The sequence below is a fragment of the Pseudomonas edaphica genome, from assembly GCF_005863185.1.
GTDB lineage: Bacteria > Pseudomonadota > Gammaproteobacteria > Pseudomonadales > Pseudomonadaceae > Aquipseudomonas > Aquipseudomonas edaphica.
Map to the genome: position 1 here is coordinate 1 of NZ_VBVZ01000578.1, position 3,862 is coordinate 3,862.

Here is a 3,862-nt window from a genome sequence, read left to right on the forward strand (position 1 = left end):
AGCAGCGTGCCTTCGGCGGTGGATTTCATCACCACGTCCGGCACACTTTGGCGGGGGTCGGCGGCGTACAACGGGAACCACTTCACGTCGGCGACCGTGCGGCTTGCGGTGCGTTGCGCTGATTGGCGCGACAACGCGTAAGCCTGGGGCTCGCCGGCGGCGTTGAACACGCGCACATCACCAAGATCCGCCTGGCGCGCGCTCAATTGCACCGACAGCGGCAACTCCAGGCGATACCAAGGCCCGTTGCCACTTACCGCCAACGGCACCTGTGTGGTGAAGTCGGCGGGTGTTTCTTGCGCCCACGCCGACAACGTCGAACACATGCCCAACGCGATCACGCTCAACTTACCGATCAAGAGGATGCTCCTTCAGTTTCCAACACCGGCTCGGCGCGTTTGGGCGGCAGCGGTGCGAAGTAACCCACCACCAGCAACAGCCCGCCCACACCAATAAACGATACGATCCGCGCCAGCCCGCCACGGTTGCTCAGCTCGACAAAGAACAGCTTGGCGACCACCACCGCAATCAACGCCGCGCCGATCAGCCACACTTCGCGACGATGGCGCAGGTGGCCGCCGATCATCAGGCCCAGGGCGATCAGGGTCCAGACCAGCGACAGGCCAGCCTGCACCCACATGGACGCCAGCAAGGCATCCAGTTGGAACGGCACGCCCGCCCAATGGTGGGCGGTGCGCATCACCAAGGCCGTGAAGAAGGCAAACAGCGAAGCACCTGCGACACCTTGGGCGATCAGTTCAGCACGCGGCCCGCGCTGCGGCGCCACGCTGCGCGACCACAGGTAAATACCCAGCAATGCGAACAGCAGGCCCACGTCCAACGGGTTGAGCAATGGCACGTACGGCAGTGGTTTCGCCGTGCCGTCGCTGAAGATGTTCGCCAACCAGAACCAGCCGAGCATCAATACCGCCAGCGGCAACGCGGCCAGCACACGGTATTCACGCGGGTTTGCCGACACCGGCCACGGCCAACTGCGCGGTGCCGCCACCAGCACCAGGTACAGGCTTGGCAGAATCGCCCAACCCAGCCAACGCCAGGCGTTGTACTCACTCGACAGCAGCAACAGGCCGTAACGCAGCTCCAGCGCCAACACACCGATCAACATCCAGCAGCCGAACACATGAGCGATGCTCAATACCTTGCCCGGCACCACCGCCGCCAAACGGCGCAGCGCGATAAAATGCACCACAAACACCGCCAACCACGCCAGCCAGCCGTAATGCGCTGCCGGGTGATAGTAATCATGGGCAGACACCAGCAACACCACGCCCGCCGCCGGCATCAGCAAGGCGCACAGCATGCCCAGAGATGCCCAGCGTAAACGTGCGGCCAACAGCGCCCAGATCGCCACGCTCACCGCAGCGATGCCAAGCAAAAATGCGCCTTGCAGCGCTTGCGGGATAAACCGCAGCACTTCGCCGATCAACGCCAATGCCCACCAGGCCGCGCCCCACACCAGCAGCAGGTCGGACAGGCGTTGCAATTTCAACACGGCAAACACCGGCGCCTGCGGCTCACGTTGCAAGCGCCAAGCGCCCACCATTGCCGCCAGGCCCAGCACCATCGGCGTCCAGAAAGCGCTGTGCGCCAAGGGCCGCAAGCCCTCGCTGTTCAACGGCCCGAGCAACTGCGGCACCGCCAACAAGAACGAAGCACCACCGATCAGTTGCAGCAGCAAACCAAACACGAAACTCACGCGTTGTTGCAGGTACAGGCTCAACCAGATGATCAGCAAGCCACTGGCCGCCCACACGCCGCTGGCGCTTTCCCATGGCAGCACAAACAGCACCGCAAGGTTGATCAGCACCAGACCCGCGAGCAGCACCACCGACAAGCCGCGCAGTAGCCGCACATCGCTGCGCACCATGTCATCGCGCGCCGCCATCAGCATGCCGCCGACCAACGCCAGGCCGATCAGCGAGGCGGTCAACAAGCCGGTCCAACCGGCACTGAATACCGCGGCCCCATCACCGCCCTGCAAGCGCAGGAGGAACAACACCCCACCGAGCAATTGCACAGCAAAGGCAGTGAACAGGAAGGTGCGCGAGCCAATGCGCAGGCCGACAAACAGCGTCAGCAGCCCGGCGATTGCCCAACTGATGGCGGTGCCTTGGGTCAGCAACAACAAGGGTGCAAGCAGGTACAAAAAGGTCAATCCCAGGCTCGCCAGCACGGGCAGGCCGGTGCGCTCCCATTGCGCCGCTTGTTCGGTCGATGCCTTGCGCAACTGATCGAAGCTGAACAACAGGGCCGCGCCCAGCAACAGCGCGCCCAGTGGTGCACCGTTGAGCAAGGTCAACTCGCCAACGCGCAGTTCGCTGAGGAACGCCAGCGCTGACCCCAACTGTAACAACAGGCCAAACGCACGAGCCAACGGCCGCTGCTGACGCAAGCCAAGCCAGAAGATCCCGGCGCCCTCCACTGCCCAGGCCGCCGCCGTCCAGCGCGCGTCGAGGCCCAGCGGAATCGCCAGGCTGGCAAAGATCACGCCCAGCGCCAGGCAAGTTTCGGCCAGCAGCAAGGCGCGCCCGCCACTCAGCAGCCGCGCCAAGCCCATGTAGATAAGGCCTAAACCGAGTGCACTGAAGGCGGCGGCAAACTCCAGGTGCTGCACCACGGCGAACTGCAAGCCAAAGCCTACCAACGGCGGGCCGAACAGCATGCTGCCATCAACATAATCACCCTTGGCCGCCGACCAGCGCAGCAGTGCCTCACGGCCTTCAGGCGCATCGCCCACTTCTTGCAGCTTGCGGCGGGCGAACAACAGGCCGATGGCCAGGTACATCAGGAAAAACAGGATCAGGAACGGCTCGGTGCTCCACAGCAGTTCCGGTGTGTAGGAGCGCATGCCCCAGGCGAAGCCTATGCCGAAGGTGCCGACAAACCCGATCAGGTTGAGCAGACGCCAGGCCTTGAACCACGCGATGGCCAGAATGCCGGCGTTGAGCAATGCAAAGTAACTGAACAGCGCCACATGATTACCGGCGCCGGTTGAGGTCAGAATCGGCGCGGCAAACCCACCCAGCGCCGCTGCGCAGGCCAGGCCGAGGGCATCCTGGGTGATCGCCAGGATGGCCGAGAACACCGTGACCGCCACCAGCAGGCCGAGTGCCGCGCCTGGGTCGATCAACGGGTGCAGGCGCATCGCAGCAAACACCGTCAGGTACAACACGGCAATCCCGGTACCCTGCAGCATCAGCCCGTAATTGCTGTTGCGCAGCCGTAACCACCAACCCAGGCCCAGCAGGCCGATGGCGGCAGCGGCAACCCCGGCGTAACGCAGTTCAATCGGCACCACCACGCCTTCGGTGGCATAACGCAGCAAGAAGGCCAGGCCAAGGAACAGCAGCACCACGCCAACGCGCAGCACGGTGTTGCCGCCGAACAGCCAATTACGGGCGCCGCCGATGGCGCGCTCGATCAGGTTGGGGCCACGGGGGATGGCAGGTTCTTTCGGTTTTGGTGCTGGGGTCCAGACGTCCTCCGGCAGTGGCTGTCTCGCCTCGGCCATCACGGCGACGGGCGCCAGTTCGGCGGGCAGCTCCCAAACAAGTTCGGGCTTGGCAACGGCAGGTGCAGGTTCAGGGATGGGGGCTTCGACAATCACGCTGTTTGTAGGCGCGGGCACTTCCAGTTGCCGCAGGCGCTCACCCAGGGCTATCAATGCCTTCTGCGTGGTCTCTAACTGAAGCGCTTGCTGGTCTGCCTGGGCGGACAGCCTCGACAGGCGAATCGCCTGACCAATGCCCAAGCCCAATAGCGCACCGAAGCCGGCATCGGTGAACGACTCATCGAGTGTCCAGCCGAGCACCAGGCCAATCAGCATGAAAATCCATTGCAT

The 3,862-nt window shown here is 63.9% G+C and carries 2 protein-coding genes; both read right to left on the reverse strand.

Going from position 1 to position 3,862, the window contains the following annotated elements; translation table 11 throughout:
- The coding region (locus FEM54_RS26860; protein ID WP_138453683.1) for a DUF3999 family protein at window positions 1-356 on the reverse strand (356 nt) is incomplete at its 3' end.
- A partial coding sequence (locus FEM54_RS26865) for a DUF2339 domain-containing protein (RefSeq protein ID WP_138453684.1) occupies window positions 356-3,862 on the reverse strand: 3,507 nt, incomplete at its 5' end. The genes FEM54_RS26860 and FEM54_RS26865, both read right to left, overlap by 1 nt.